The 21,246-nt window shown below is 47.6% G+C and carries 20 protein-coding genes; 14 read left to right on the top strand and 6 right to left on the bottom strand.

Annotated features, from left to right (window positions below; all coding sequences use genetic code 11):
* The first annotated feature begins 9 nt into the window (after positions 1-9).
* Positions 10-1,713 carry a DUF3744 domain-containing protein gene (locus ASG02_RS13790; protein WP_056064406.1) on the top strand — a complete coding sequence of 568 codons (1,704 nt, stop codon included), beginning with the start codon at positions 10-12 and terminating at the stop codon, positions 1,711-1,713.
* Positions 1,704-2,528, top strand: a complete 825-nt coding sequence (locus tag ASG02_RS13785) for an energy-coupling factor transporter transmembrane protein EcfT (protein ID WP_056064403.1) — start codon at positions 1,704-1,706, stop codon at positions 2,526-2,528. Before ASG02_RS13790 ends, ASG02_RS13785 begins: the two co-directional genes overlap by 10 nt.
* 61 nt (positions 2,529-2,589) lie before the next feature.
* Here ASG02_RS13785 and ASG02_RS13780 read toward each other — a convergent pair whose 3' ends face one another.
* From ASG02_RS13780 to folE2, 4 genes are all read right to left on the bottom strand, one after another.
* Positions 2,590-4,383, bottom strand: coding sequence for a carbon starvation protein A (locus tag ASG02_RS13780; RefSeq protein WP_035411402.1), 1,794 nt, complete (start codon positions 4,381-4,383; stop codon positions 2,590-2,592).
* 139 nt (positions 4,384-4,522) lie between these two features.
* Positions 4,523-5,218 carry a LytTR family DNA-binding domain-containing protein gene (locus ASG02_RS13775; protein ID WP_035411399.1) on the bottom strand — a complete coding sequence of 232 codons (696 nt, stop codon included), beginning with the start codon at positions 5,216-5,218 and terminating at the stop codon, positions 4,523-4,525.
* A complete protein-coding gene (locus tag ASG02_RS13770; protein WP_056064400.1) occupies positions 5,199-6,965 on the bottom strand; it encodes a LytS/YhcK type 5TM receptor domain-containing protein in 1,767 nt (588 codons plus the stop codon). Before ASG02_RS13770 ends, ASG02_RS13775 begins: the two co-directional genes overlap by 20 nt.
* Positions 6,966-7,074: 109 nt before the next feature.
* On the bottom strand, positions 7,075-7,980 hold the full coding sequence (folE2, locus tag ASG02_RS13765; protein WP_035411393.1) for a GTP cyclohydrolase FolE2: 906 nt from the start codon (positions 7,978-7,980) through the stop codon (positions 7,075-7,077).
* A 325-nt stretch (positions 7,981-8,305) separates the two neighbouring features.
* Here folE2 and ASG02_RS13760 point away from each other — a divergent pair, with 325 nt between their 5' ends.
* The 8 genes from ASG02_RS13760 to ASG02_RS13725 all read left to right on the top strand — a co-directional run bounded on the left by ASG02_RS13760 (position 8,306) and on the right by ASG02_RS13725 (position 15,148).
* Positions 8,306-9,163 (top strand): TerC family protein, encoded by an 858-nt coding sequence (locus ASG02_RS13760; RefSeq protein ID WP_035411391.1) that lies wholly within the window; start codon positions 8,306-8,308, stop codon positions 9,161-9,163.
* A gap of 164 nt (positions 9,164-9,327) precedes the next feature.
* Complete coding sequence (locus ASG02_RS13755) at positions 9,328-10,092, top strand: TerC family protein (RefSeq protein ID WP_035411388.1); 765 nt, start codon at positions 9,328-9,330, stop codon at positions 10,090-10,092.
* Positions 10,093-10,143: 51 nt separating this feature from the next.
* Positions 10,144-11,277, top strand: coding sequence for a YfbR-like 5'-deoxynucleotidase (locus ASG02_RS13750; RefSeq protein ID WP_056064397.1), 1,134 nt, complete (start codon positions 10,144-10,146; stop codon positions 11,275-11,277).
* The gene (locus tag ASG02_RS13745; protein ID WP_056064394.1) at positions 11,274-12,476 is read left to right on the top strand and encodes a multidrug effflux MFS transporter; all 1,203 of its coding nucleotides are present in this window, start codon (positions 11,274-11,276) and stop codon (positions 12,474-12,476) included. The genes ASG02_RS13750 and ASG02_RS13745 overlap by 4 nt, the downstream gene beginning before the upstream one ends.
* Before the next feature lie 151 nt (positions 12,477-12,627).
* A complete protein-coding gene (locus ASG02_RS13740) occupies positions 12,628-12,855 on the top strand; it encodes a hypothetical protein (RefSeq protein ID WP_035411379.1) in 228 nt (75 codons plus the stop codon).
* The gene (locus ASG02_RS13735; protein ID WP_035411376.1) at positions 12,845-13,366 is read left to right on the top strand and encodes a hypothetical protein; all 522 of its coding nucleotides are present in this window, start codon (positions 12,845-12,847) and stop codon (positions 13,364-13,366) included. The genes ASG02_RS13740 and ASG02_RS13735 overlap by 11 nt, the downstream gene beginning before the upstream one ends.
* Positions 13,363-14,883, top strand: a complete 1,521-nt coding sequence (locus ASG02_RS13730) for a flotillin family protein (protein WP_029343201.1) — start codon at positions 13,363-13,365, stop codon at positions 14,881-14,883. Before ASG02_RS13735 ends, ASG02_RS13730 begins: the two co-directional genes overlap by 4 nt.
* Positions 14,884-14,932: 49 nt before the next feature.
* Positions 14,933-15,148, top strand: a complete 216-nt coding sequence (locus ASG02_RS13725) for a hypothetical protein (protein ID WP_035411372.1) — start codon at positions 14,933-14,935, stop codon at positions 15,146-15,148.
* 63 nt (positions 15,149-15,211) lie between these two features.
* Here ASG02_RS13725 and ASG02_RS13720 read toward each other — a convergent pair whose 3' ends face one another.
* Positions 15,212-16,060, bottom strand: coding sequence for a DegV family protein (locus ASG02_RS13720; RefSeq protein ID WP_056064391.1), 849 nt, complete (start codon positions 16,058-16,060; stop codon positions 15,212-15,214).
* Between the two features lie 16 nt (positions 16,061-16,076).
* The gene (locus tag ASG02_RS13715; RefSeq protein WP_056064387.1) at positions 16,077-16,898 is read right to left on the bottom strand and encodes a biotin/lipoate A/B protein ligase family protein; all 822 of its coding nucleotides are present in this window, start codon (positions 16,896-16,898) and stop codon (positions 16,077-16,079) included.
* 145 nt (positions 16,899-17,043) lie between these two features.
* Between ASG02_RS13715 and ASG02_RS13710 the strand changes: the two genes are divergently transcribed.
* From ASG02_RS13710 to ASG02_RS13690, 4 genes are all read left to right on the top strand, one after another.
* Positions 17,044-18,351 (top strand): HD domain-containing protein, encoded by a 1,308-nt coding sequence (locus ASG02_RS13710; RefSeq protein ID WP_056064384.1) that lies wholly within the window; start codon positions 17,044-17,046, stop codon positions 18,349-18,351.
* Positions 18,348-19,205: a phosphotransferase family protein gene (locus ASG02_RS13705; RefSeq protein ID WP_056064379.1), complete on the top strand. Its 858-nt coding sequence runs from the start codon at positions 18,348-18,350 to the stop codon at positions 19,203-19,205. Before ASG02_RS13710 ends, ASG02_RS13705 begins: the two co-directional genes overlap by 4 nt.
* Positions 19,206-19,327: 122 nt before the next feature.
* Positions 19,328-20,506, top strand: coding sequence for a NupC/NupG family nucleoside CNT transporter (locus tag ASG02_RS13700; protein ID WP_056064376.1), 1,179 nt, complete (start codon positions 19,328-19,330; stop codon positions 20,504-20,506).
* A gap of 362 nt (positions 20,507-20,868) precedes the next feature.
* Positions 20,869-21,246, top strand: a 378-nt coding sequence (locus tag ASG02_RS13690; protein ID WP_162236138.1) for a transposase, incomplete at its 3' end; no start/stop codon positions are given.

Here is a 21,246-nt window from a genome sequence, read left to right as displayed (position 1 = left end):
GAGAAAGACATGACAAACGTGATTGAATTTCAGGATTTTTCATTTACATATCGGAGTCAGTCGGAACCGACACTCCGGCAGATTCAGTTAACGATTCAAGCAGGCGAACGCATCTTAATTGTTGGACCTTCGGGTTCAGGAAAAAGTACGCTTGCTCAGTGCATCAATGGGTTGATTCCATTCTCGTACCCGGGAACGTGGAAAGGACAGGTTCTGATCAAAGGGCAGGATGCCCGGACGTTATCGTTATTTGATCGTTCGCTGCATATTGGCACGGTGTTACAGGATCCAGATGCGCAGTTCGTTGGTTTATCGGTTGGCGAAGACATTGCCTTTGCGCTCGAGAACAAACAGACAGGGCGACCGGAAATGCACGAGATCGTCGAACGCGTCGCACGGATGACGGACGTCGAGACGCTTTTGCAAGCGCGATTAAATGATTTATCAGGAGGTCAGCGACAACGGGCGGCATTGGCTGGAGTTCTCGTCGAAGATGCGGATATCTTATTGTTTGATGAACCACTCGCAAATCTCGATCCGGTAGCGGGTCAAGAAGCGATGATGTTAATGGATCGACTGCAACGCGATACGAACCGAACACTGATCGTCGTTGAACACCGAATCGAGGATGTACTGGTCATTCCATTTGATCGCATCATCGTCATGGTCGACGGAGAAATTATCGCCGATCATCATCCTGACGTCATCTTAAGTAACGGAAAACTGCAACAAGCAATATTGCGTGAACCCCTCTATGTCAGTGCCGCACGCTGGGCTGGCATGACCGTGGAGTCTGTAGATCAGCCGAGCCGCATCGATCCTTTTTTAGAGCAGTTCAACCAGAAAGACGTGTTAGAACGTTTAGAAGAAGCTCCTCAAAAAGAGGCTGCAATCTCTGATTCATTGCTTGAACTTGAGCAGTTGGCGTTTCATTATCATCAAGGAACGCCAGTGCTTGAAGATGTGACGGCGACTTTTCAAAAAGGAACACTGACAACGATCGTCGGTCAGAATGGTGCAGGGAAATCAACGCTTGCGAAAGTGTTGAGTGGTTATCAACGGTCAACGAGTGGCCGAATCCTACTTAACGGGACCGACATTACGCACCAACCGATCGCCGAGCGGGCAGGGTCAATCGGATTCGTCCTGCAAAATCCGAATCATATGATTTCGAAGCACCTCGTGCAGGAGGAAATTCGCTACGGGATGCAGACACTCGGATTGAGTGAAGCGGAAGAAAACGAGCGTCTCGAGCAGACGTTACGTCGCTGCGGATTATATCCGTTTCGCAATTGGCCGATCCAAGCACTAAGTTTTGGTCAGAAGAAACGGGTGACGATTGCTTCGATTCTCGTTCGACGACCGGATATCTTGATTCTCGATGAACCGACAGCTGGTCAAGATTACCGGCATTATTCGGATATGATGGGCTTTTTAGAAGGATTGAAACAAGAGGGGATGACGTTACTCATCATCACGCATGATATGCATCTCGTCTTAGAGTACAGCGATCAAGTCTGCCTGGTGCAAGCTGGACGCATCCGTTACGCCGGAACGTCATTTGGACTGCTAAATCAAGAACAGTTGCTGCATCATGCCCATTTAAAGCAAACATCGCTCTTTACGATAGCGAAACATCTCGACATCGATGCGGAACGATTCATCGAGTCCGTGATTACGGCGGAGCGAAAGGAGCGGGAACAATGGCTGTAGAAATGCTTGGCTATATTGAAAAAGCGTCACCGATTCATCGATTGACGGGAACGACGAAACTGATCGGATTCTTGTTATTTACGACAGCAACGATGTTTACCTATGATACACGTGTCTTACTTGTTCTTGGTTTAGTCAGCATCGTGTTATTCCGATTGTCACGTATTCAGTTTCGGGAAGTCCGATTCGTTTTGATCTTTACAGCAATATTTGTTCTGATTAATGCACTCGCCGTTTATCTATTCGAACCAGAGCAGGGCGTTGAAATCTACGGTTCGCGTCACGTTTTATTTGAAGGCGTTGGTCGCTTTACGATAACATCAGAACAATTATTTTATTTGTTTAATCTCATCTTAAAATACAGTGTGATCGTTCCGATTGCTGTGTTGTTTCTCGTCACGACCCATCCGACAGAATTCGCGTCCTCGTTGAACCGGATTGGTGTACCGTATAAAATCGCCTTCGCTGTCTCATTAGCGCTCCGTTATATTCCAGACGTACAAGCGGACTTTCGGACGATTGCGAACGCTCAGGAAGCGCGGGGAATTGCCGTCTCGCATGGTTCGCTTTGGCAACGGGCGCGTAATAGCATCCAGATTTTACTTCCGTTGCTGTTTACGAGTCTCGAACGAATTGAAACCGTCAGCAATGCGATGGATCTCCGTGGATTTGGTGCGGGACGAAAGCGGACGTGGTACAACCAACAGACGATGACACGAATTGATTATGTCGCCATCAGTTGTGTAGTACTTTTGACGATCTTCTCGTTTGTCGTCACTTTCCATGATGGCAATCGATTTTATAATCCGTTCTAAGCATGAGATACGAAAAAGGCAGTGGATGCGTCCACTGCCTTTTATCATATAACTAATCCGCTTACGCAGAACGTTTTTGATTTTCCCAACGTGGTGAATTCAATAGTTCAATCCATTTCTTGACGGCTGAGATCGTAATGACGATCGCGAGCAGTCCCATCGTTACGGATAAGACGGTATTCAAGACGCTAAATCCTGGAGAATCTGGATTTGCATAAACGTTTGCGACCATCCAGATATCAGCAAATGTTACTGTGATCAGGAGGTAGACGAGCGGGATGAACGTCGTCAGGGCATAGACTTTTTTATCGGCGATTTTCAAGATGATCGTCGTTCCGATGATCAAGCCGATTGAAGCCATCAGCTGATTTGATACCCCGAATAATGCCCAAATCGAACCGATGTCACCTGAGAACAGGAGATAGCCCCAGAAGAACGTACCGAGTGCTGAAGCAAAGATTGCACCTGGAATCCAGTCGACGCGTTTGAGTGGTTTATAGAATTCACCGAAGAAATCTTGAATCAAGTAACGGGCGACACGTGTTCCTGCGTCGATTGCAGTTAAAATGAAGACCGCTTCGAACAGAATGACGAATTGGAAGAAGAAACCGGCAATTTCTTTGAACCATGGGATGGCGCGGAAGATGAACGTCATACCGACGGCGAGTGAAACGGCACCACCCGTTCGACCTGCAAGGTCGAGTCCGATTTCACGAGATAAATCATCCAAGTAGACCGTGCTCATACCTAGAGTTGCGAATACTTCTGGTGTTGAGTTGATGGCAAAGTAATCACCGACTTCAAGAGATGTCGCAGCAATCAATGCCATGACGGCAACAAGACATTCAACAAGCATGGCACCAAAAGCAACCGGTTTGATGTCACTCCACCGATTAATCATCTTCGGTGTCGTACCAGAACCAACGAAAGCGTGGAAACCAGAGATTGCACCACAGGCAATCGTGATCGAGATGAATGGCCAGACTGGACCAGCGATGATTGGACCACCGCCATCAACGAACTTCGTGAATGCTGGGAATCGAATGTCCGGGTTGATGATGAAGACACCAACGATTAAGGCAAGGAAAACACCGATCTTCATGAAACTTGATAGATAGTCGCGTGGTGCGAGCAAGAGCCATACAGGCAGTGCCGCAGCGAAGAATGCATAAATCGGTAGAGCGATTGCGAGCTGACGAGAGGACAGGTCGAACCAGTCACCGATGAATGTTTCCGTCAACTGAGGACCAAAACCAATCGCAGCTAAGATGAGTAGAAAACCGACTGTTGAAGCAAGGGCTAGGTTACCACCTTTACGTAAGTAAATCCCAACGAGCATCGCGATCGGAATCGTCGAGAAGACAGCGAATGTGCCCCATGGATTATGTTCAAGTGCGTGCAGGACGACCATCGATAGTCCCGCCATCGTAATCGTGATGATGAAGAGCATCGCAAGACCGGCACAAAAACCAGCGACGGGACCTAATTCTTTTTTAGCGACTTCGGACAACGATTGACCATCTTGACGCATCGAGGCAAACAGGACGACCATATCATGGACCGCTCCCCCGATGACGGCACCGATCAAGAGCCACAGTAAGCCGGGTAGGTAGCCGAACTGAGCAGCAAGGACAGGTCCGACGAGTGGACCAGCAGCAGCGATTGCCGCAAAATGGTGTCCGAATGAGACCCATTTGTTCGTTGGAACGTAATCTTTTCCGTCCGCTAGTTTATGAGCAGGCGTTTCGCGATCATCTTTGATTTTTAAGACTTTCGCAGCCATGAATGTACCGTAGAGACGATACGCGATTAATAAGATACAGATGACAGCAATGACGATGGGAGTAGCGCTCATCTAAAATTCCTCCTCTTGAATGAACTATGATGGATTTAGTATACAAGTTGTGGAAGCGCTTTCTTTAATTTTTAGATGAGTTGTCGATTTTGTACGACGAAAGGTTGAAAAAGGACCTTGAATCACAAAAAAGAAGCACTCAAATACCGAGCGCTTCTTTCAATAGTTTGACATACGTCCGACTGACCGGCACATCGATTTGGTGAATCTTTAAGTTGTAAGCCCCGTTAAACCAAGGTTCGATCGCGTCAATCGCTGATAAGTTCACGAGATACGAGCGATGAACCCGTAAAAACCGATGATCTTGAAGCTTTCGTTCAAGTTCGAGTAAGGTCTCGTTTGAAGGATACGCTTCATGTTCCGTTACGATTTTCGTTTTCCCGTTTTCAGCGACGATGTAATCAATATCTTGCGGAGATAAGAGTTTGAGTCGATCTCCCGTTTCGACAGCTAAACGTTCAAGTCGAGGTGCTTTTTTCGGAAGCGGTCGTGCGACTTTTTCGATGGCGCGCACGATCCGTGCCGGATCATACGGTTTCAAGATGTAGTCATAGGCATTGAGTTCAAAGGCTTCAAGTGCATGAGCATCATATGCCGTTACAAACAAAAGAGCCGGAGGACGTGGCATCGACTTCAATCGTTTGGCGACTTCAAGACCGCTTCCGTCCGTCAGCTCGATATCAAGAAAGACTAAGTCGGGTTGAAGGGAGCGGACGAGTCGTTCCGCTTCTTCGACACTACCGGTTTCTCCGACGACTTCAAGACCGGCTGCGGTCACGTGATAACGGAGCTCGTCACGTGCGAGCGGTTCATCTTCAATCAACAAGGTGCGCATGCTGGTTCTCCTTTCTGACTTCAATGGGAAGGCGAATTGTAATCGTCGTTCCGTTTTGACCGTCACTCGTGATCGTAAACTGTCCTTTTTCACCGTACAGGCTTCGAATCCGTTCTGCCGTATTGAATAACGCGGTACCGGTACCAGAAGATGGAACGACTTCTCGACCGAGACGAGCAAGGCGAGAGGCTTCAATCCCGCGTCCGTTATCGACGACTTCGAGGTAAAGTTGATCTGCCTCACACCATGCCGTCACCCCGACATATCCCGTCTGCTCATTTAAAAAAGCATGAAGGAACGCATTCTCGATCAACGGTTGTAAGATAAACGGTGGAACGAGTAAAGACGTCGTCTCTTCCGCTAAATCGATATCGAGGAACGGTCGATTTGGAAAACGAGCAGCTTCAAGAGACGTATACGCTTCGATATGCTCGAGTTCCTTTTGGAGCGGAATTTTCGTCGAGCGTGCTCCTTGGAGGTTACTACGGAAAAACGTTGATAATTCGAGCAACAATGTCCGTGCCTGTTCGACATCCGTTCGGCACAGTGCATAAATCGTATTGATGGCATTGAACAGGAAGTGTGGATGAATTTGTGCTTCGAGTGCCCGGATCTCGGCATCCTTCAGTAAATCAGCTTGGCGCTGTGCGTTCCCGAGTGCCAGTTGTGTAGAAAACAGTTTTGCTAATCCTTCAATGAGTTCGACTTCCACGGCGTCGAGCAGTTCGGCATGCGGATAGTAGACTTTTAACGTTCCAATCGTCGTTTCCTCGACGATGAGTGGAGCGATGATGCCCGCTTGAAGTGGGCAATCCGTTACGGGACAGCCGATATCGAGTCGTTCCGTCACAAGACGAACTTGTCCATCCTGTAAAACATGTTCGGTTGGTTTTGTCGTCCAGTGACTACCTGCTTGATGGTGATCACTTCCGATACCGAGGTGAGCAAGGATAACGGATTGATCCGTCAAGGAGACGGCTTCGGCTCGTGTTTGCTGCAACAGAATTTCCGCGACAGCTTCTGCCGTATGGATATGTAGACCACGCGTCAGGTGCGGAAGCGTCAAATCGGCGATATGCAACGACCGTTCTGCTTCTCGTGCACGGACAGTTTCTTCTTCTCGCGCAGCAAGACGGATGATCGATAAAAATAACCAGACGCCAAGGACGTTGATGAGTGTCATCGGCAAGAAGATAAACTGGACGAGTTCAACAGCCGCGTCAAAGGGGCGGGCGAACAGTAAAATCAATGACATTTCAAATAGCATCAAAAAAGCGGTCAGACAAACAGGTAACAACGCTTGGCTGCCGAGTCGGTCACGCCAGTAAGGGCGAAGTAATCCACTGACACCACCGGCAATGACGGTCGAAAGCGTACAAGCAAATGCTGTGAACCCGCCGAGGGAATACCGATGAATCCCGACGATCAGTCCAGTCATCAATCCACCAAGCGGACCAGCGAGTAACCCACTGATGACAACGATCATCGTTCGTGTATTCGCGATTGCCGATGTTCCGTCGACCTCTTCGAGCCAAGCATGGGGCAAGAATTCTGCTAAGTCGACTTTGACCCCTGTATAGTTACTTAAGATCCCATACGTCGCAAAAAACAGGACGAGGACACGGAATTGCCAACCTGCTTCCGGTTGACGCAACAAGCGTCGCGTTGGTCCCCACTGGGCGAGGATGAACGCTAAGATGATCATGATACCAAGTCGCTCGAGTAAAAAAGGAATCAGTTCCAACATATGTATTCCTCCATTCGAGTTAAGTGTAAACGCTCGCAAAACGAAGGGCAATGCCGATAAACAAAAAAGCCGTACTCCCTCTAGTGGAGAGGAAATACGGCGAGCTTGCTTATTGTGCGTCTTTATCGAACGTGATGCGTGCGATTGCATCATGTTGGTGAATCGTTTCTTCGTTGCGACATTCGACGTAGAACGAAGCAATTGGATCCATTTCGTATAGGTCAGCAGCAATCAAGCGCACCATGTCTTCTACGAAACGTGGATTTTCGTATGCCATCTCTGTCACGCGTTTTTCATCCGGACGTTTGAGTACCGGGTGAAGTGGGGCAGAAGCATTTGATTCAGCCGCATCAAGCAATGATTGTTTCCAGTCAAAGTCTTCTGCTTCATCACGTAACGAAGCTTCCATCGTGACGTAGCCACGTTGGTTGTGGGCACTGTACTCGCTGATTTCTTTCGAACATGGGCAAAGTGTCGTGACGTTGATCGTCAAGCCGACAGATAATGTCGCTTCATTCGTTTCCGTGTTGACGCTGACCGTTTGCCATACTTCGGCATTCATCAACCCACTAAGTCCCGTTGCAGGTGCTTTACGTGTAAAGAACCATGGGTAACGGATCGTCAATTGACCTTCTGTTTGTTCCATACGGTCCGCTAAATCACGCGCGAATTGAATAAGTGATTCATTCGTGACTGTCCAACCTTCGTTGTGATATTGATCAAGTTGTTCCGTTAAGCGACTCATGTTGATCCCTTTACGGTCTTGTACGAGTGACGTCGACAACTCGAACGTTGCGACTGTCGCTTGTGTTTTGTCCCCGTCTTGGATGACGACAGGATGTTTAACGTTTGAGATTCCAACAGCGTCAAGTGCGAACAGGAAGTTCTTCGGTGTATTTTGCAAGTCGACCATTTTATCTTTTTCAGTCGGTTTTGTTCCTTTGATTGGTGGTACCGAACCGAACAGCTTATGGCGCTCTTCTTTCGTTGGTAACGTAATCGGGTAGGTAGACATATTTATGGGCCCCTTTGTCCTTTTGTAGTGTTTCAATAGTAATAACATGACAGGAATGCTAGAGACGAGCAAGTCTGATGATTCCGCAAATGTGTTTCATCGTTTCATTACTAGAAGTGTTGTCTTGAATTTTATCACGAACGTTCGATAAACGAAACTCGCACGACTTAAAATCGACACATTCCATAGCCGGAGGAATAACATGCTTGCAATCGGGTATATTATCCTATAGTATATGTTCAGGTGAACGTGTAATTATTGTTTTTGTCATAGTCATACAATGTATTTTTGATTTTACAGATAGTCAGAGAAAGGGATGACAGAGATGGATTGGCAGTTATTACTTCAATATGCTTGGGTCGTACTCGTCTTGATCGCGCTTGAAGGATTACTTTCGGCAGATAATGCACTCGTACTCGCGGTCATGGTTAAGCACTTACCAGGAGAACAACAAAAGAAAGCACTTTTTTATGGATTAGCTGGAGCATTCGTTTTACGGTTCGCGGCACTGTTCGCGATTTCATTCCTCGTCGATATTTGGCAAATCCAAGCACTTGGAGCAGCGTACTTGCTCATCATGGGATTACGGCATATTTATAAGACCGCTAAGGCAAGGAAACTTGGTGAGAATCATGGCGCCGAAAATGAACTCGATGCAGAGCCGAAGTCGGAAGAGCCAGTTTCTAAAGGTGAATTCTGGCGGACAGTCGCGAAGATTGAATTCGCTGACTTAGCATTTGCTGTCGATTCGATTCTTGCTGCAGTTGCTTTAGCAGTCGCACTTCCGAACTGGGGATCGGGCGAAATCGGTGGTTTGAACACCGGTCACTTCATCGTCATCTTAACGGGTGGTTTAATGGGTGTCGTTCTCATGCGTTTCGCGGCCCGTGTCTTCGTGAAATTACTTGCAGAACGTCCAGGTCTTGAAACAGCAGCCTTTGCAATCGTTGCCTGGGTCGGTGTGAAGCTAGCTGTTCTTGCGCTCGAACATCCGAAATACCATGCATCAATCGAAGGAACAGTCTTCGAAGCCTTAAAACTTCCGGAAGGATTTGCTCACAGTACACCGTGGCAGGCATTCTTCTGGACGGTCATGGTCGGTCTTGCCCTTTGGGGTTGGTTCTCTTCACCAAAAACGAAAGCAAATCCAGATGCGGAAAAGAAAGTTGATCAAAACTTATAAGAAGTGGAACGATCCGTCGATGACGGGTCGTTTTTTGGTGTTAGGTTTTCTTAAACAATGGGAATAAAACACAAGGTTAAGTACTTCAGTCGAGCTTTCATCTTTTTCTTTCCGATCGACCGGCATATAATGAATAGACTGAACAAAAAAGGGGATTCGTTAGTATGGATATTGGATTAATTACACAGTATGCGACCGTCGGGCTCGTACTGATTATTTTGCAAGGGTTATTATCTGCCGACAATGCGATGGTCATGGCTGTCCTAGTCCGACCGTTACCAGACGATCAGCGCAAAAAAGCACTTTTCTATGGTCTCGTCGGGGCACTCGTCTTACGTTTCGTCGCAATCTTCTTTGCCTCGTACCTAGCGACGATTTGGGAGCTTCAGGCACTCGGAGCGATATACCTCTTTTACGTGGCGTTTAAAGGAATCGTTGAGGCACGATCGAATAAACACCAAGTACCGGACTCGATTGCTTCACAAAAAGCCTCACCGAATTTTTGGTGGACGGTTGTTAAAGTCGAATTCTCTGATTTAGCGTTCGCTGTCGACTCGACACTTGCCGCTGTCGCCATGGCAACGACACTACCGATGATCGGAGGAACGATTGGTGGTCTGAATACAGGTCAATTCTGGGTCGTCTTCTTCAGTGGGATCATTGGTCTCGTCATTATGCGTTACTTTGCGAGTTGGTTCGTTGTCTTGCTCCAAAAGCGACCAGGTATCGAAGAAGCAGCGTTTTGGCTTGTCGCTTGGGTTGGCGTAAAACTCGTCGTCATGACACTTGCGCATCCGTCAATCGACGTCTTGCCGCATGAGTTTCCAGAGAGTACACTATGGCAAACGATCTTCTGGGTCGTACTTGCCCTGATTTTAATCATTGGTTGGTTCCGTAGCGGAAGTAGTTCAACCAAATCAGCAAAATAATACAATGGCGGGCAGGGTACTCTCTGTCCGTCTTTCGTTAGGAGAGATTTTATGCAAAACGGTAATTTCATTCGGATGCTGACGCGGATGCAAAACGTTCCACGGTGGGATGAATATGCACCACGTTTTCCGGATAACGCAGCCAGTCATAGCTTTCGTGTTGCCTTATTCAGTTTGATGGCAAGCTATTTAGAAGAAGCAGAAGGACAAACACCAGTCGACCGCCTGAGATTGCTCGGAAAAGCCCTATTCCATGACATGAACGAGGTCATCACCGGACCAATCAAACACCGGACGAAAAAAGAGCCGACGTTACATGCACACATTCAGGCAATGGAACAACAGGCGAGTGAACAGCTCGTCGCCTTACTCTCGAAGTCGCTTCAACCAGCCTTTACGACGTATCTTGTTCATGCAGAGGATGATTCACCGGAAGGACGAATCGTTGAAGCCATCGATACGTTTGATGCGATGTTATATGCACGCAGGGAAGCACGGATGACAGAGTCCGTCTTTTTCGAACAAAAAGCAGCGGAATTACAGGCTGTTCTGGAACGACACCCACTCGCTTCAATCCGTCGCTTGACACAGTCGGTCATGGAAGAGGACGAGATGTCTCATTTTATCGAAAACGTCTTGATGATGGATACGATTCGGCGCTGGAAAGGACGTTTTAATACGATTGATGATAACGACGCGACACATGCGTTTCGTGCAGCTTCGCTTGGTATCTTCAATGGATTGATTGAATCAGAAAAATACGGCGTCACGATCGACATTGAAGAAGTCGTCTCTCGTCTCTTGTGCCATGATCTCGTTGAAGGAACGACAGGAGATGTTCTTGGACCTGTCAAACATGCGACGCCGGTCACGGCAGCAGCCTTCGAAGCTTATGAACGGGCAGAAGGAGAGACGTTGATCAACAATTTACCAGAAGACATCCGAGCACCGTTCCGTCGGTTCGTCGTTGAAGCAAAAGACGAGACGTACGAAGGGCAAATGGTCGATGTGATCGATAAACTCGATGCGTTGATCAAAATGAACATGGAACGAAAGTTAAATGGTGTCGAGTATGAGACCGGTTATCGGGCCCAACTTAAAAAGGTACAGATGACATATGAAAATCCATCGGTCGTCTTTTTCCTCGCTTATGTCTTGCATGATTTGGATTACGTGACGTCATGACAAAGACGACGATGACACCAGGCCGCTTGACGTTGATCTTGATCCTCGGTTCACTCGCTGCACTCGGACCGCTCTCGATCGACATGTATCTACCTGCTTTTCCGGATATGTCACGCTCGTTTGATGCGAGTGCGTCACTGATCCAATTGAGTTTGACGGCTTGTATGCTCGGAATGGCGCTCGGACAATTGATCGTTGGTCCGCTCAGTGATGTTCGTGGACGTAAGCGTCCGTTAATGATTGCTTTACTTGCGTATCTGCTCGCTTCTCTTGCGTGTGCGATGGCACCAACGATTGAAGTGTTGATTGCGCTGCGCTTCATCCAAGGGGCAGCCGGAGCGTCAGGAATTGTCATTTCCCGGGCAATCGTTCGTGATCTATTCGAAGGACCGGAATTAACGCGGTTCTTTGCTGCCTTGTCCCTCGTCAACGGAACGGCACCGATTCTCGCACCCGTCATCGGGGGACAGTTGCTTCGGTTCGGTGACTGGCATTTTGTCTTTTACTTGCTGGCGATTTTAAGTACGTTGATGTTGCTCGCTGTTGCACTGCGTTTGCCGGAAACACTTCCACTCGAAAGACGCGTTGAAGGGAATTTGACGACGACGTTAAAGACATTCGGACGTTTGTTGACGGACCGTGTCTTCATCGGCTATGCGTTCGCGCAAGCATTCGTCATGGGCGCGATGTTTGCCTACATCTCCGGTTCACCGTTCGTCTTACAGAATATTTATGGCGCTTCGCCGCAACAGTTCAGTTTTTTGTTCGGCTTAAACGGAATCGGAATCATTTTAGCGGCTCAAATCGCTGGACGTCTTGCTGGTCGAGTTGATTCAGAACGTCTGATGCGAATCAGCTTGACGGTTGTTGCGAGTGCAAGTATCTTATTGTTCTTCGCTTTAACGTTAACGGACCAATTGATTTTCGTCATGATTCCACTTTTCTTCGTCGTCTCAAGCGTTGGTTTGATCTCAACGCTCGGTTTTACCTTAGCGATGCAAAACTACGGAGCAACGGCTGGAAGTGCCTCGGCACTTCTTGGTTTACTCCCGATGCTCGTCGGTTCGCTCGTGTCACCACTCGTCGGCATCATGGGGGAGCAATCGGCCGTTCCGATGGGGCTGATTATCATGACGCTTGATTGTTTGGCACTCGTCCTTTATTACGGACTAATCGTCCGACGTCCCGACCGCTCATAAATACTTGTTAGTCAAAAACGTTTGTCCTATTTATGGGACGAACGTTTTTTTATTTAATGAAAGGAAAAGAAATGGAATTCATTTTGAAACATTTTCTAGATGGTTTGCGTAGAAGAGGGAGAAAGCCAGTACTTCAGAAAGGAGTGGAGCGATGAAACAGGAGTTGCCGCGTGAACGAGAACCGTCGATTGAGGCAAGATTAGCACGTCATTTTGCCGCGCAAAAAAAATACTTACGTCGTCAAGAAGAGGCGATTGATCAGCGAGACAAAGAGTTGGCTCGTTTATTGTATGAAGAAAACCGGACTGCGTATCAGCGGGCTTATCACGAACTGTATGGTTCACATCCTTACATCGAGGTGAACGAAAATGGACGTTAGTACACTTTATTTATATGCGTTAGCGGCCGCTGCTTGTGGTGTGTTTGTGTCCATCCTATTCTCAGACGTCATTCCGGGTGTCGATCAAATTTTCCATCCTACGTTGATCTTATCTTTCGTCATCATCACGTCAGCGATCGGCTTCGGACTCGAACAACTGAGTCCGCTTGGTTCAATTTTGATTTTGATCATCAGCAGTGTCATCGCGTTGTTGGTGACGACGCTGATGCATATTTTTTTGTTCGTTCCGATGGCACAAGCCGAACAGTCGCTTGGATTTTCGGAACAGATGCTAGAAGGGCGTAGCGCAACCGTCATCGTGCCGATTCCGACTGAAGGATATGGTGAAATTTTACTTGATGACGTCTCAGGACGTGTATCGAAGTCAGCCGTCCTGTTTGAAGGTCCTGCCTTACCACAAGGAACAAAGGTACTTGTTATCGAGATTAAACAAGGCGTCGCGTCTGTCGTGACGTACCCCCAACAATGGAAAAAGGAGATGTTTACATGAATCCAGTATTAATCGTATCGATCGTTGCAGTCGCATTGATCGTTGCATTGATTGTCCTATTCATCACGAAGTACCGAACGGTTGGTCCGGAAGAAGCATTAATCGTATCCGGTAGTTATCTTGGAGGACGCAACGTTAATACCGATGAGTCCGGCAACCGGGTGAAGATTATTCGCGGCGGCGGAACATTCGTGTTACCTGTCTTCCAACAAGCAACACCACTTAGCTTGTTATCGAGTAAACTCGAAGTCACAACACCAGAAGTGTACACGGAGCAGGGTGTACCGGTCATGGCTGATGGAACGGCGATCATCAAGATCGGCAGTTCGATTTCTGAGATTGCAACAGCAGCAGAGCAGTTCCTCGGAAAATCAAAAGAAGAGCGTGAAGGGGAAGCGCGTGAAGTTCTTGAAGGGCATTTGCGTTCGATCCTCGGTTCGATGACAGTCGAAGAAATTTATAAGAACCGCGATAAGTTCTCGCAAGAAGTCCAGCGGGTCGCATCACAAGATCTGGCGAAGATGGGGCTCGTCATCGTTTCGTTTACGATCAAAGACGTCCGAGATAAAAATGGATACTTAGAATCACTCGGGAAACCACGGATTGCACAGGTGCGCCGGGATGCGGACATCGCAACGGCAGACGCGGAAAAAGAGACACGCATCAAACGAGCGGAAGCTTCAAAGGATGCGAAAAAAGCAGAACTCGAACGTGCAACGGAAATCGCTGAAGCGGAAAAAGAAAATCAGTTGAAGATGGCAGACTACCGCCGCGAACAAGATATCGCGAAGGCGAAAGCCGACCAAGCGTATGATCTTGAGAATGCACGTGCACAACAAGAAGTCACCGAGCAACAGATGCAAATCAAAATCATTGAGCGTCAAAAACAAATCGAGCTCGAAGAACGAGAAATCCTCCGTCGTGAGAAACAATACGATGCGGAAGTCAAAAAACGTGCCGATGCCGATCGTTACTCGATTGAGCAAGCTGCCCAAGCGGACCGTGCGAAGCAATATGCGGAAGCAGATGCAACGAAATACCGGATTGAAGCATCGGCAAAAGCGGATGCAGAACGAATTCGTCTGGATGGTCTTGCGAAAGCGGACGCTGAGCGAGCACAAGGGGAAACAGAAGCAGACATCATTCGTTTGAAAGGTCTTGCCGAAGCGGAAGCGAAAGAAAAAATCGCGCAGGCGTTCGAACAATTCGGACAAGCAGCAATCCTTGACATGGTCATTCGGATGATGCCAGAATACGCGAAAGAGATTGCAGCACCACTCGGTAACATCGATAAGATCACGGTCGTCGATACAGGTAGTGGTGAAGGTGGCGGTGCGAACCGTGTCACAGGGTACGCAACGGATTTGATGGCGTCACTGCAAGAGACGTTAAAAGCGTCGTCAGGATTAGATGTCAAAGAGTTGATCGAGAACTTCTCTGGTAAAGGAACAGCAAAGCCGTTAACGGTCAACTTGAATTCTCATGATGCGGTGGCAGCGTCGAAAACAGAAGACTGATATCATTACTATGTACTAGTAGAAGTAGTTTCTGAAAGGATATCTCATCATGGATGGTTTAGCGTTACTGCAAGAGCGTTGGATGTTGTTGCTCCCGTTCGTTGTCGTCTTCTTGATCAACGTCGGGTTATTGACAGCCCTTCTAAAGAAGCGACGTGATTTACCGAAGATGCTGGTCTTCGGAATGGGTGGGATGGCGATCGTGTTCATCGTCTCCTCGCTCGGCTTAAGCGTAGCACTGCTATTCTTCGGCTATAATTCCTAAAAAAAACGGGACAGACTCGATTAAGAGTCTGTCCCGTTTTAAATGAAGTAAGAATGAATGCTGTTAACGTGGAAGGTCGTAACCAATGACGACGAGTCCCGGTCCAGTATGTGAACCGATGGCTGCGCCGGCGATCGTCAAGATGACTTCGCTTGGTGAGAATTGTGCTTCAATCGATTGTTTTAACTGTTCTGCCCGTTCGATCGAATCCCCGTGACCAATCATGATTCGGTGTCCGTCAATCGCAGGACGTGCTTCTTCCATCCACTCGACGATCCGGTTCATGACCTTTTTCTGACCTCGGATTTTTTCTTTCGGAATCAGCTTCCCATCTTCGACGGTCAACAGTGGCAAGATCGATAGGAGACCACCAATGAAGGCGCTAGCTCGCGAAACGCGTCCACCGCGCATCAAATATTCGAGTGATTCGACTGTAAACAGATGACGAATCGTATTCACCTTGGCTTCAGCGTAGACCACTGTTTCTTCAAACGAATGCGTTTGTGCATACTCTGCAACGTCGAGAACGAATAGTCCTTGTCCCGTTGAAGCGGTTTTCGTATCGAGCACGAGATAGGGGACGTTCGGATATTTTTCGGCGAGTTCATCTGCGAGCATCTTCGCGGTTTGGTATGTTCCAGATAACTCACTTGAAAAAGCGAGATAGAGGAAGGGATCACCTTGTTCGAAGTGACGCGTGAACACCTCGACCATCCGGCTGACTTCTACTTGGAATGTCTTTGGTGCTGCGCCATCGCGCATCTTATCATACAGTTGTTTTGGAGATATCGATTCTCCGTCGAAGAACGTGTCTTCGTCGATCAATACGCCGAACGGCATGATCGTAAAATCATAAGCATCTAACATGTCTTTTGGTGCATCAGCACCACTGTCTGTGATCAATCGGATCATCACGTTCTCTCCTTTCTTAACCTAGGGCTTTTTCATTTCGATCAAGCATTCGACTCAAGTTGACACAGAACCGCTCGTTCTCGAGTTCCGTCAAAGTCGCTGGTGTTAAATCAGCGCCGAGCGCAAGTAATGCCTCATAGGCACGACGTAAACATTCCTCAATCGTCAATGAGGTACCGAGTAATTCTTCAAGCGAAGCCATCGTTTCCGGGACGATGGTTGGATAGACGAATTTCGTCGCCTCGCCTTGAAGCGCTGCCGCGTAAAAGTCGCGGACTAAAGCGGCGCGCTGACTCCCGCTTCCGTTAACACAGAGGTAGATTTGAACGGCAACTCCGCCACGGACACGACGCTGGGAGATACCAGCGAATTTTTTACCGGCGATCGATAAGTCATAAGAACCGGGACAATACGATCCAACGACTTCACCGGCGACGATCGCGTCCGTTTCTTGAGCGAACATGCCACGGACGAGCGCAAGCATCGCTTCGTAACCACTGTCGATATCGATGCCGCCACGTTCGGGTAGGACTAACGAAATATTCAAGACACCGGCGTCAAGGACGACAGCAAGACCGCCTGAGTTACGGACGACGGGCGAAAAACCATGTTCGTGCAAAACAGCTACGCCGTCAGCAAGGTGAGGAAGGCGGGCATCCTGGATGCCGAGGACGACAGTTTCGTGGTGAATCCAAGAGCGGAGTGCAGCTCCTTCTGTTGCAACGGAAGCGCATAATGTGTCGTCCATCGCAAACGATTGTGTCGCATGAAAAGCAGTTCCGAGTGACGTTTGATCAAAAATACGATAATGTTCTTGTTTTAAGAGTTCGATTCCCATAGGCTCGTTCCTTTATTGTAGATTTGCGACATCATTATAGCACAGGGTGTATAAAGTTTCTGTGCGAAGCGCCGCAGGAGACAGGAATCCTTGGAGACAAAACCGAACAACAACGACATAGACACGATTTAAAGGAGAGAAACATATGTATCAATCATTAGGTCAATTAAAGGAAACGAAGGTCTTCAAAGATCCTGTTCATCGGTATATCTATGTCAGTGATCAGTTGATTTGGCAATTGATCGGTACACGTGAGTTTCAACGACTACGTCGAATCAAACAACTGGGAACATCCTTTTTGACGTTTCATGGGGCGGAACACACGCGATTCCATCATTCACTCGGCGTCTATGAGATCACGCGCCAACTGATCGACGTCTTTAACGGTCGCGCCGATTGGGATGATCAGTACCGGGAGTTGACGCTGGCTGCGGCACTCTTACACGATGTTGGTCATGGTCCGTTTTCGCACGCGTTCGAGAATGTCTTCGGTGTCAACCATGAAACGTGGACAGAGCGAATCATCCTCGGGGATACGGAAATCAAGAAAGTTCTCGACCAAGTGGGAGAGGGATTCGCGGAAGAAGTGGCGTCGATCATCAATAAAACGCACCCGAATCAACTGCTCGTCACGATGATCAGCTCTCAACTCGACGTTGATCGAATGGATTATTTATTACGCGATGCGCACTTTGCTGGCGTCAGCTACGGAAAATTTGATCTTGAGCGGATGCTTCGGGTATTGCGTCCGGCGCCGAATCAAATGGTCGTCAAGCAGTCCGGGATGCATTCGATTGAAGACTACATCATGCGTCGGTATCAGATGTATTGGCAAGTCTACCTGCATCCGGTGACACGATCGAGTGATTACCTATTAAAAGCCATTCTCGAACGAGCACAGGAGCTATACCTTTCCGGTTATCCGTTTGTGATTGCACCGATTCATTTAATGCCGCTGTTTGATCAGAAGATGGAGTTGCGTGATTTCCTTGGACTCGATGAGACGATCGTCTACTTCTATTTTCAGCAGTGGGCGAACGAACAGGATCCGATCCTTTCTGATCTATCAGAAAGATTCGTTGACCGGAAGTTGTTCAAGTATGTCGATTACCCGGCTGAAAAACGTGAACTCGTCCATGAAAAATTATGCGAGCTGTTTGAAGCGATCGGTTTGAATCCGACGTATTATCTGCTAGAAGATAAACTCAGTCGTCTTCCTTACGATTTATATGGAGATAATGGTGAAATCAGCAAACAACCGATCATGCTACAGATGAAGGATGGGCAGATGAAAGAGATCTCGCAAGTTTCACCGCTCGTTCAAGCCATCGCGACGTCACGCCAGACGGATGAGAAGCTGTTCTTCCCGCAAGAAATTTTGCACGACTTGCGCGAACATGCGAATGAGAAGATGCAAATCGACCAGTTATTGATTGGTAGTGTGACATCATGATATCGTCCACTGTCCTTACGAAAATCTTGCAACAGCTTGGACAGGAGGGAGGAGAGGTCGAAGTCTTAAAAGGCGCGACATCCTCCCTTGTTTTTCGGGTCGGTGAGGGAATTCTTCGCGTCCATACGAATCAGGACTGGCTACATGAGGAGCCTGATCTTGTCTTGCACGAGGTGTTTGCGTTACGAGCAGCAGGTGACTTAGCACCAGATGTGTTGGACTATCAAACAGATGTTAGGGACGAAATACCGCCTTGGTTATATATGACGCGTTCACCGGGAGAGATCCGGCTTGATCAGGTGGATGAGCAATATGTCGAACGACTAGCACAGATGCTTGCGGCAATCCATACGCTGCCCGTACCAGAATCTCTTTATGTCTATCAGCCGTATGCGACGGAACGTTACGTTCCGACGTGGACGCAGCATCCGGAGAGATGGCGTCAGCTACTGGCGGTCGAACCGATCGAAAGTCAAACAATCCGATTTATTCATCGGGATTTCCATCCGGTCAATGTGTTATACGAAATGGACAGAACGTGTCATACGATTGATTGGATTAATGCATGTGTAGGTCCCATTGAAGTCGACCTTGCGCATTGTCGTTTGAATCTTGCCTTGCTCGAATCCGTCGAGATGGCGGATCATTTTTTAAAAAGTTACCTTAAACAGACGAACCGTTTGTACGATCACGCGTGGGATATTCGGGCTGTTTTTGATTTTGGACCTGAAACAATTGACGTCTATTCGGGGTGGAAAGCATATGGAAGGCAAAACCTTAGTCAGGACAATGTTCGGGAACGCTTGGAAAAGTTTGTCTTGAAAGTCTATGAAAATAACGAAAGCGGTTACTAAATGAACTTTTTCTCTTGTAGTTCTTCGAAATATTGATTATTCTATTACTTGGAAAGAGATTAAACGTCAGACATCGTACGAATGTACAACTGATAAACAACTAATAGATAGAGGGGTACTTCATGAAATATCTTATCGCACTACTCGGACTGGCTATCGTTTTCGGCTTGGCACTCCTTGTCAGCAGCAATCGTAAAGGCATCAAATTGAAACCGCTTGCGGTCATGCTAGTTCTTCAGCTCGTACTTGGGTTCATTTTACTCAATACATCGTTCGGATATATCGTCATTCGTGGCGTCGCGAAAGTCTTTGAAAAACTGCTGAGTTATGCGGCAATCGGGATTGATTTCGTCTTTGGTGGACTAGCGAACGAAGGTGCACAACCGTTCTTCATTAACGTCTTGCTACCAATCGTTTTCATCTCTGCCTTGATCGGAATTTTGCAATTCACAAAGATTTTACCGATCTTGATGCGTGGGATTGGTTTCGTCTTGTCGAAAATCAACGGGATGGGGCGTCTCGAGTCTTACAACGCGGTTGCTTCAGCTGCGATCGGACAATCAGAAGTATTCATCACAGTAAAAAAACAAATTGGTCAATTACCAGCAAACCGTCTTTACACATTGTGTGCATCAGCAATGTCGACGGTTTCGATGTCAATCGTCGGTGCGTACATGACGATGGTAGAACCAAAATATGTCGTTACAGCAATCGTCTTGAACTTGTTCGGTGGTTTCATGATCGTCTCAATCATCAACCCATACACGGTTGACCCGGAAGAAGATATTCTTGAAATCGTCGAAGAGAAGCAAACGTTCTTCGAAATGCTCGGCGAATACATCATGGATGGATTCAAAGTCGCAATCATCGTTGGTGCGATGTTGATCGGTTACAATGCTTTGATCGGAATGGTCAACGATATCTTCCTGATGGTTCTCGGTATCTCGTTCCAAGAAATTCTCGGATACATCTTTGCACCATTCGCATTCATCATGGGTGTTCCATGGGCGGAAGCCGTCAGTGCCGGTAGTGTCATGGCAACGAAATTGATCACGAATGAATTTGTCGCGATGTTAAGCCTTCCTGAGTACACGAAAGAGTTCTCGGAACGTACACTCGGAATCGTTTCTGTCTTCTTGATCTCGTTCGCGAACTTCTCGTCGATCGGAATCATCGCTGGTGCGGTTAAAGGATTGAATGATCGCCAAGGAAGCGTTGCAGCTAGTTTTGGTTTGAAATTACTGTATGGTGCAACTCTCGTCAGCGTCTTGACGTCAATCGTCGTCAGCGTCTTGCTGTAATCGTTACACATGTAAAAGAGCAATAGATCAGCAGATCCATTGCTCTCAGACTGAAGACAAAGTGCAATTTTTCTCTGACGAGAAGGATTGCGCTTTTTTGTTCGTCTCGAATCGTTTTCCTGGGACAAGCATCGCGCCGCTTCNTCAGACTGAAGACAAAGTGCAATTTTTCTCTGACGAGAAGGATTGCGCTTTTTTGTTCGTCTCGAATCGTTTTCCTGGGACAAGCATCGCGCCGCTTCGCTTCGCTGCAGGGTCGCTCTTGCTTGTTTTTCCCTAGGAAGCGATTTCGAGTGAACAAAACGCTTCTCCGATCCTTCTTCCGGGTATAAAAAAGTAAAAAAGAAGAAGGAGGACTTCCTATGATGGGTAAGAGAGATCACCATCATCGCTCAGAGAATATCACTATCACATTGGAACAACTGGTCCCTCAGGACCATCTCGTCCGAAAAATAGATGCAGTCATCGATGTCGACTTCATCTATAGTGCCGTAGAGAACTTGTATAGCGAAAACACAGGCAGACCAAGTGTCGATCCCGTTCTGTTAATCAAGATGGCGCTTCTTCAATATGTATTCGGTATTCCCTCTATGCGGCGTACCATCAAAGAGATTGAAACCAACGTGGCATATCGTTGGTTTTTAGGTCTTGGTCTGGATGAGAAGGTGCCGCACTTCTCTACATTCGGCAAAAACTAMTCAGCGATGTTTACATCGGATTCATCCGTTCATGCGATTCTC

It is taken from the genome of Exiguobacterium sp. Leaf196 (assembly GCF_001423965.1).
In the GTDB taxonomy this organism is placed as follows: domain Bacteria; phylum Bacillota; class Bacilli; order Exiguobacteriales; family Exiguobacteriaceae; genus Exiguobacterium_A.
Note: the sequence above shows the minus strand (reverse complement) of the source record. Positions and strands in the feature narration are given on the sequence as shown.

Excerpts from the sequence above, each read along its gene's own strand:
- ASG02_RS13780 (WP_035411402.1), bottom strand. The coding sequence starts at position 4,383 with ATGAGCGCTACTCCCATCGTCATTGCTGTCATCTGTATCTTATTAATC.
- ASG02_RS13730 (WP_029343201.1), top strand. The coding sequence starts at position 13,363 with ATGAATCCAGTATTAATCGTATCGATCGTTGCAGTCGCATTGATCGTT.
- ASG02_RS13705 (WP_056064379.1), top strand. The coding sequence starts at position 18,348 with ATGATATCGTCCACTGTCCTTACGAAAATCTTGCAACAGCTTGGACAG.
- ASG02_RS13775 (WP_035411399.1), bottom strand. The coding sequence starts at position 5,218 with ATGCGCACCTTGTTGATTGAAGATGAACCGCTCGCACGTGACGAGCTC.
- ASG02_RS13735 (WP_035411376.1), top strand. The coding sequence starts at position 12,845 with ATGGACGTTAGTACACTTTATTTATATGCGTTAGCGGCCGCTGCTTGT.
- ASG02_RS13750 (WP_056064397.1), top strand. The coding sequence starts at position 10,144 with ATGCAAAACGGTAATTTCATTCGGATGCTGACGCGGATGCAAAACGTT.
- ASG02_RS13725 (WP_035411372.1), top strand. The coding sequence starts at position 14,933 with ATGGATGGTTTAGCGTTACTGCAAGAGCGTTGGATGTTGTTGCTCCCG.
- ASG02_RS13760 (WP_035411391.1), top strand. The coding sequence starts at position 8,306 with ATGGATTGGCAGTTATTACTTCAATATGCTTGGGTCGTACTCGTCTTG.
- ASG02_RS13740 (WP_035411379.1), top strand. The coding sequence starts at position 12,628 with ATGAAACAGGAGTTGCCGCGTGAACGAGAACCGTCGATTGAGGCAAGA.
- ASG02_RS13745 (WP_056064394.1), top strand. The coding sequence starts at position 11,274 with ATGACAAAGACGACGATGACACCAGGCCGCTTGACGTTGATCTTGATC.
- ASG02_RS13720 (WP_056064391.1), bottom strand. The coding sequence starts at position 16,060 with ATGATCCGATTGATCACAGACAGTGGTGCTGATGCACCAAAAGACATG.
- ASG02_RS13785 (WP_056064403.1), top strand. The coding sequence starts at position 1,704 with ATGGCTGTAGAAATGCTTGGCTATATTGAAAAAGCGTCACCGATTCAT.
- ASG02_RS13790 (WP_056064406.1), top strand. The coding sequence starts at position 10 with ATGACAAACGTGATTGAATTTCAGGATTTTTCATTTACATATCGGAGT.
- ASG02_RS13770 (WP_056064400.1), bottom strand. The coding sequence starts at position 6,965 with ATGTTGGAACTGATTCCTTTTTTACTCGAGCGACTTGGTATCATGATC.
- ASG02_RS13755 (WP_035411388.1), top strand. The coding sequence starts at position 9,328 with ATGGATATTGGATTAATTACACAGTATGCGACCGTCGGGCTCGTACTG.
- ASG02_RS13700 (WP_056064376.1), top strand. The coding sequence starts at position 19,328 with ATGAAATATCTTATCGCACTACTCGGACTGGCTATCGTTTTCGGCTTG.
- ASG02_RS13715 (WP_056064387.1), bottom strand. The coding sequence starts at position 16,898 with ATGGGAATCGAACTCTTAAAACAAGAACATTATCGTATTTTTGATCAA.
- folE2 (WP_035411393.1), bottom strand. The coding sequence starts at position 7,980 with ATGTCTACCTACCCGATTACGTTACCAACGAAAGAAGAGCGCCATAAG.
- ASG02_RS13710 (WP_056064384.1), top strand. The coding sequence starts at position 17,044 with ATGTATCAATCATTAGGTCAATTAAAGGAAACGAAGGTCTTCAAAGAT.